Raw genomic sequence first — 7,203 nt, forward strand, 5'->3', positions numbered from 1 at the left:
GGCGACGGCACTGAGCCACGTGCCGGAGTCCGGTGGTGTTGAGCTGGCCGGAGTCGGGCGGTGTTGAGCCGGTGCCGGAGTCCGATGGTGCTGGGCCGACCGGCGCCTCGGTGCGGGGCTGCCGTCGGGGCCCGCGGCTTCATCCGCCGCCGCTGCGACGGCACTGAGCTACGGCGCCGGAGTCGGCCGGTGTCTGGGCCGGTGTCTGGGCCGGAGTCGGTCTGGGCCGGTGTCGGAGGCGGGCGGTGCCTGGGCCGACTGCCGCCTGGGCGGTCCTCGGGGCTCGTGGCCTCCCCCTCACCCCATGGGCATGGAGTGCGGCGTGCGTGGGGTCGCCGTCGAGTCGGCTGTTTCGCCGGTTGTCCGTGGGGGTGCTGACGGTTTCGACGTCAGGATGGCGTCACCGCTCGGGACCGCCGGTACGGGCGACGGCGGGGCCGCGTTCCCCGGGGGCGGCGGGCCGGTCGGGCTGGCTGTCGCCGTGCCCGCCGCGTCCGCGGCGATCGCGTCGAAGTCCACGAGCCCGGTGCGCTCCAGCATGGTGATGTGGTCGAGCACGGTCGCGTTGGCCGCGTCCGCCAGCTCGCGGATGAGCGTGTTGCGGGTGGAGTTGCGCACCTGGCCGATGAGGCCGAATACCTTGCCGTGCGCGGCGCGCAGCAGATTGACGAACTTCCGCTGGTATTCGATGCCTTGGGCGTCCGTCAGCTGGTTCAGCCAGCCCTGCTGCTGCTCGTTCGGCTGGTTCGGCAGCTCGAGTCCGAGCTTGGCCGCGGCGTCGCGGGCGCGCTGGTCGAGGTCGGTGTGCCCCACGACCAGGTGGTCGCCGGCGTCCCGGATCGCCTGCGTCGGGGCACGCTCGACGGCCTGCTGCCCGGCGGGCAGCTCCCACAGCCCGGCCAGCCGTACCTTCGTGAGGAAGTCCCGGTCAGTGGCGGAGAGCGGGCCCCACTGCGTGGGTACGGTCTCGGCCTCGAGGTTCGCCAGACCGGTGCCGGAGCGGTCGGCGTAGGACCACACGGGGAAGAGCAGCGCGCCGAGCGTGGCCACCAGGGCGACGAGTATGAGCTTGGTTCCGTTCAGGTGGCGCAAGGTCTCTCCTGCGATCAGCCAACCGGGAACGAGAAGGTGTGCGAGATGCGTACGCCTTTATACGGGGTTCGTGGGGTTGGTGTTCAGCGCTCCGGCGGATGGGCCGAAACCCGTCCGGCGCGTGCCCGCGGGTGAAGCGGCGGAGAACTGGTGCGCCGTGACCTTCACCGCGGCCGTCCTGATCGCCCTCCCGGGCCGTCGGGGCGGCGGCCGCAGGGGCGGTACAACCTGCTCAACCTCACGATGCCGCAGTAGGGCTCCGACGTGCGCGACGTCGACCTCGTCTACTGGACCTCTGGCCGGAGCTGCGGTTCTACCTGCTCTTCATGGTGGTGGTCGCTATGAGGCTGACCTACCGCAGGTCGTCGTGTTCTACTGCGTGTGGGGCGCGGCCGCGGTGCTCGCCCCGTGTCCGGATTCCCGCTGCTGATGCTGGCGACCGACCCGAGCGGAGCCTGGTACTTCATCGCGGGACTCGCCTCACGGTCCCGCCGTACGGTGCCAACGGCACGGGCGATCCGCTGAGGTTGGCTATGGCAGTGAGTGAGGGGCCTCGTGTTTCCGGACAGCCATCTGGCTGTCTAATTTCACGCAGCTATTCGCAACTTCTCATACTCGGCAGGGGCTTCGCATGGAGGGCGGTAACCCACCGCCGTGTGGAGGCGTTTGCGATTGTACGGAATTCGATGTAGCGAGTGACGTTTCGTTATGCCGCCCTTCGGATCAGGCAAGCCACCTCAGAGATCATCTGGCTCGACTTCGATGCGATCTGGACGATTTCCTCATGGAACCTGGTGGACCCCTTACAGGGTGGCGCCACTCTTCCCTTACTTCCTTCTCAAAGCAATCCATGGGGCTTATCCGGAAATATCGGTCACCTTGCTTCCCTTCTGGCCTTCCGATCAAGATCAAGTGAAGATCGCCAAGTGGGTCACTTTTGATCCGCCGTCAGAGGGTCAAAATTCAGGCGACATCTGCGTCCTATTTGGTAGACAGTTCGCCTGATTTGATTGCTGCTTTGGTGGTCGTCATGGAACTATTAGCCTCGGCTGTCAAGAGCGGCGGCTTCAGATTCTTTTTGGTTCATGTAGGAGAAATTTCATGACCACTTTCGCAAAGCGTCGTGTGTCTGCGGGTATCGCTGTCTCGCTTTCTGCTGTCCTAGGAACGGCCATGCTGGACACGTCCGCATTCGCGGCCGATGATCCTGTCGGCAAGGGTGCATCGACCCAGGGTATCTGTGATGACTACAGGAAGATCACCGAGGATCAGTACCGTGACAGCAACGGTGCTGCCGACCCCTGGGACGATGCGGGTGACGGAGAGACGGTTGGGGCGATCATAGGTGAGGCCGCTTACGGGTGTGATGGGACGATCGGCGGCTTCATCCGAATGGGGTTCGAGGCGCTCTTCAAAGAAATAAACAAATGGTTCCATCCTCATCATGCCCGGTTCCAGCTGAACTCCGGGGAAATGAAGGCCCAGCTTGACCGCTACCCGCGCATCAAGAACACCATTGACGGTCAGATGGGTCAGAATTTCCTCAGCCCCTTCTTGAGCAACCCCAATGGTGCGGACAGTGCGTATCTGCGGTCCGTTTTCGACGCGATGATCAACGCCAAGAAGAAGATCATCACCGACGATGCCCGCAGCACCCTGCGGAAGATGGGTGACTCGCACCTGGAAGAGCACGTCGGCGCACTCGATATGCGTGCCCTGGCGGCCTACGTCTACGACGAGACCGATGACGGGGAGTCCGCTGCGGAGGTCGACCGTCTCCTGGAGGCCATGCGCGCCTTCCTCAACGATGAGCTCAAGCAGGTCCACGTCACTCGCGCCCGGCCGGGGGACAGCGGTGACGACGACAAGAAGGGCGATCTGGTCGGGGAGGTCAAGGTGGGGCATCAGGTCCTCTGGTTCCGAGGCAATGACGAACAAGTCCACCTCCCGGACGGGGAGGAACTTCCTCTGGATCAGCGCGTTGCCTACGTGACTGATTCCACGGTGAAGATGTATTCCGATGTCTGGGACGCTGACGCCGGATTGAATCAGGACGACCATGTCCTCAAGGTGAACCAGTCCATCCCCACTACGCCCGGAAAGGACTACTCCCTCGGTGGCACTGTCGGAGACGAGCAGCTCGTTACAGTCTCCACTGTCACCGCGCCCACCGCAGGATCCTTCTACCTGTCAGCCAAGCACAGCAACAAGTTCATGGACCAGCGGCAGCAGTCGACCGTCCCTGTCACGCAATATCAGAGCAACCAGTCGATCGCCCAGAAATTCCGCCTGGTCCCTGGAGGCGCCTCTTATCCGGGCGGCTACAAGATTGTCTCCGAGAGCAGCAACCAGTGTCTGGCGCCCAAGATCACGGATTCAAAGATCGGCCAGACCTCATGCACCGTTCCCCAGGACCCCAGTGTGATATGGCGATTCCAGCCCATGGGTGACGGCCAGTACCGAATCGTCAACTGGTACACGGGCAAGGCCATCGATGTTCCTGGGAGTTCGCAGGCCAACAGCGTCGATCTCATCGAGTACACACCGACCCACAGCGACAACCAGCGCTTCCGCCTCAGCAAGATCGGATGATGTCGGGAACCGGAATGTGAGTTCGGGTCCTGTTCGCGCTGTGCGCCTGCACCCACCCAATGGGGCAGGCGCACAGTCGTTCCCCCACAGGTGCGGCTGGGCGCCCGACAGCAGTACGAGCACCCCGGCGCAGAACGGCCTCGGTGCGGTGGGGAGCAGTCCGTTCCATGTCCGCCGCCTCCCAACTGATTTCGGCGTTCGGAGACTCCAGTGCGCCGCAGATGGGCATGCGGCCGGAAGCTCCGGCAGGGCTCGTCATGTTGAAGTGTTGAAGCGCAGCACCCGTTGGGCGCGAGACGCACCCAGCTGCGCAGCTCCAAGCGGGTGTTCATGTGCCCCTCTACGTACCGGCAGCCGCTACTCGTTGGTGGTGCGATAGGTGAAGGGTTCGGATCGGCCAGGCGGTGGTCGATGTGCCGTCAGGACACGGCTGCGGGGGGCCAGACCGTAGGCGAGGGTCGGTCGCCGACTCGCCCGGCCCCGGGCGCGTGCCCGCGGTGCGCAGGCGCTCACGCTCCTGCACGGGGTGGGTTCGACAGGTTCAACACATTGACCGCCACCACCTGGCGCTCCTCTGAACGAACGGTGCTGTGATGCCTGTTGAGGGGAAGGAAACGGCGATGCTGAAGGAACCGCCCCACACGCCACCGCCCCGGCAGGCGGCCGAGCCGGTGCCGGGAACCCAGATCCCGTCCATGCCAGGCGGCTATCCGTTCCTCGGGCACGCGCTGCAGCTGCGCACGCGCCCGCTGGAGTTCGTCCAAGAGCTGAGGAAACACGGTGACATCGTCGCGTTCCGGCTGGGTACGAGGGACGCCTACGCGGTCAACCACCCGGACCTCATCCGCCAGATGCTCGTCACCGATGCGAAGAACTTCAGGAAAGGAAGGATGTTCGAGAAGGGGCGACTGGTGGCCCGGAACGGCCTGTTCACGTCCGAGGGCGACTTCCATCTGCGCCAGCGCCGGATCATCCAGCCGCTGCTGCGCCGGGCGCACATCCAGCAGTACACGTCCACGATGCACCAGATCGCACACGCCCAGGTGGATACCTGGCGCGAGGGCCAGGAAATCCGCATGGACCGGGAGCTGTTCGACCTGGCGCTGGCCACGGTCACCCGGGTGCTTTTCTCCACCCGGCTCGGCGAGGGCAGGTCCGCGGCCGTATGCCGCTCCCTGCCCGTCCTCTTGGAGGGACTCGGCCGGCGTGCCGTGGCCCCGATCGACCTCCTGGACAAGCTGCCCACCGTCATGAACTACCGGTTCGCCAGGGCGCTCGCCCAGATCCGCGGCGTGATCGAGGACATCATCGCCGAGCACCGCTCCCGCCCCGCCGGCAGCGAAGACCTGCTGGCGGCGCTGCTGGCCGCGCGCGATGAGCAGAGCGGAGAGGGCATGAGCGATGAGCAGGTGTATGACGAGGTCGTCACCATGCTCATCGCCGGAACCGAGACCACCGCCGGAGCGCTCAGCTGGGCCTGCTACCTGCTGAGTAGGCATCCGCAGATCCAACGACGCCTGCAGGCCGAGCTGGATGCGCAGCTGGGCGACCGGGACGTGGGCTTCGACGACCTGGGACGGCTGCGCTTCCTGCATCAGGTGATCGCCGAAACCCTCCGGCTGCACCCCTCGACGTGGATGCTCATGCGCAGCCCTGTCACCGATGTCGCCCTGGGGGAGCGCGTCCTGCCTGCCGGGGCGATCGTGCTGTTCTCGATCTACGCCCTGCAGCGTGACCCGTCGCTGTACCCGGACCCGGACGTGTTCGACCCGGACCGCTGGGTGCCCGGGCGCACCGCGCAGCTCCCGAAGGACGCCTACATCCCCTTCGGGGCCGGTATCCGCGGCTGCGCGGGCGAACAGTTCGCCCGCGCGGAAATGGCCGTCATCCTCAGCGTCATCCTGCGCCGCTTCACCCTGCAACCGGCCACCGCCCGGCCCGCCAGGCCGATTGTCCGGCTCATCCCCATGCCCGGCGCCATGCCGCTGACCGTCCGCCGCCGCCCGCACGGACACGGAATCCAGGCGGTCCGGTGAGCCCTGTCGATCACGCTGTCTCCCGGGCTATCGCCTACCTCGTCCGGCAGCACGAGGCCGCATACCCGGATGCGGTCCATGTCATGGGCGCCTATTCGACAGCGAAGTTCGTGGAGCTGTACGCCAAACACTTCGCCCTGCCCGCCGCATACATCCATAAGTTCTCACGGTTCCGGTGCGAAGGCAGAGCCTTCCACGTCGCTTTGATCACCGACGCGCTCCAAGACGCCGCCGACGCCGGCCACAAGGACTGCCAGCATCTGGTCGAGGAGAACGCCGCCTATCTGCGCACGAGCAAAGACGGGCAGTCCTGGCGCTACTTTCCCGGTTTCGAGCCGCTCCCTTACGACGGCGACAGTCTCGGCGTGATCGCCCAGGTACTGGTGCGGGCCGGGCGTGCCCGGCCCGAGGACTTCGAGGGCGCCTTCGCCCTGGCCGCCGCGAACGCTTGGGACGACGGGGCGGTGAGCACTTTCTTCTGCGAAGCCCCGGACCCCCGGCAGCGCATCGAGCTGAACAGGCTCTGGGGCCGCGGCCGGGACGACACCGGGCGTGACGCGGAAGTCGTCGCCAACCTCATGTACGGGGCCCTGCTCTACGAGCGGCATGTCGGGCCCTGCGCCCTGGCCCCCCGGATCCACCCCGCCGTCACCTGGCTGCTGAAACAGCAGCAGCCCATGGGGTTTTGGCGTGCCTCCTGGTACGTGGGCATGTGCTACAGCACCTACACCGCCGTGCGGCTGCTGTGCGCGCTTGGCGGACACGAGCGTGCCACCGACCAGGCTGCACGCTTCCTGGCGCAGGCCGGCGCGTGCGACCCACTCAACCGGGCACTCACCGTGCTCGCACTGGGCCACTGCGGCCAGCCCCCCGCCCGCCACGACCTCGACCTGATCGTCGACAGCCAGTTCCCCGACGGATCGTGGGAGGCGATCCCGCTGCTGGACAACCACGCCCGGGTCTGGGGCAGCCGCGCCGTCACCACGGGTTTCTGCCTCAAAGCACTCCTGGCGGCACCATGATCCCGCTGCCCCCGGCGCCGCTGCCGCTGGGGTCGTATGTGCTGCCCGGCGGCACCACCGACCCGAGTCAGGCCATCGGACAGGCCCTCGCCGCCGAACGTATCGGCCTGACCACGCTGTGGATCTCAGAACGCCTCGGACACCGCGACCTGGGCGTGGTGGCCGGCGCCCTGGGCCAGGCGACCACCAGCGTCAACATCGGATCGGCGATCACCCCCTTCCACATCCGCCACCCCGCCGTCCTCGCGTCCCTGGCCAGCACTATGCAGACCCTCACCCACGGGCGGTTCCTCCTGGGACTGGGGCGCGGCGGTGCCTGGCTGGCCGGCCTCGGCGTCACGCCCGCCACCCCCGCCCAGACGGTCGTCGACATCGCGGCCATCCTGCGCCGTCTGTGGGCCGGCGATACGGTGACCTACCGCGGGCCCGCCGGGCATTACCCCCGCCTCCAGCTCGCCGGA

Annotated in this window: 5 protein-coding genes; 4 read left to right on the top strand and 1 reads right to left on the bottom strand. The window is 66.6% G+C overall.

Annotated elements, in window-relative coordinates; genetic code table 11:
* Window positions 1–297 precede the first annotated feature (297 nt).
* A complete protein-coding gene (locus AOK16_RS21415; RefSeq protein ID WP_055473813.1) occupies window positions 298–1,092 on the bottom strand; it encodes a DUF4142 domain-containing protein in 795 nt (264 codons plus the stop codon).
* Between the two features lie 1,101 nt (window positions 1,093–2,193).
* Here AOK16_RS21415 and AOK16_RS21420 point away from each other — a divergent pair.
* From AOK16_RS21420 to AOK16_RS21435, 4 genes are all read left to right on the top strand, one after another.
* Complete coding sequence (locus tag AOK16_RS21420; protein WP_079101630.1) at window positions 2,194–3,684, top strand: RICIN domain-containing protein; 1,491 nt, start codon at window positions 2,194–2,196, stop codon at window positions 3,682–3,684.
* Window positions 3,685–4,304: 620 nt separating this feature from the next.
* Window positions 4,305–5,720, top strand: coding sequence for a cytochrome P450 (locus AOK16_RS21425; protein WP_055473815.1), 1,416 nt, complete (start codon window positions 4,305–4,307; stop codon window positions 5,718–5,720).
* Window positions 5,717–6,742, top strand: a complete 1,026-nt coding sequence (locus tag AOK16_RS21430) for a prenyltransferase/squalene oxidase repeat-containing protein (RefSeq protein ID WP_055473816.1) — start codon at window positions 5,717–5,719, stop codon at window positions 6,740–6,742. The genes AOK16_RS21425 and AOK16_RS21430 overlap by 4 nt, the downstream gene beginning before the upstream one ends.
* The coding region (locus AOK16_RS21435) for an LLM class flavin-dependent oxidoreductase (protein WP_157859294.1) at window positions 6,739–7,203 on the top strand (465 nt) is incomplete at its 3' end. The genes AOK16_RS21430 and AOK16_RS21435, both read left to right, overlap by 4 nt.

Source organism: Streptomyces pathocidini, assembly GCF_001418495.1.
GTDB lineage: Bacteria > Actinomycetota > Actinomycetes > Streptomycetales > Streptomycetaceae > Streptomyces > Streptomyces pathocidini.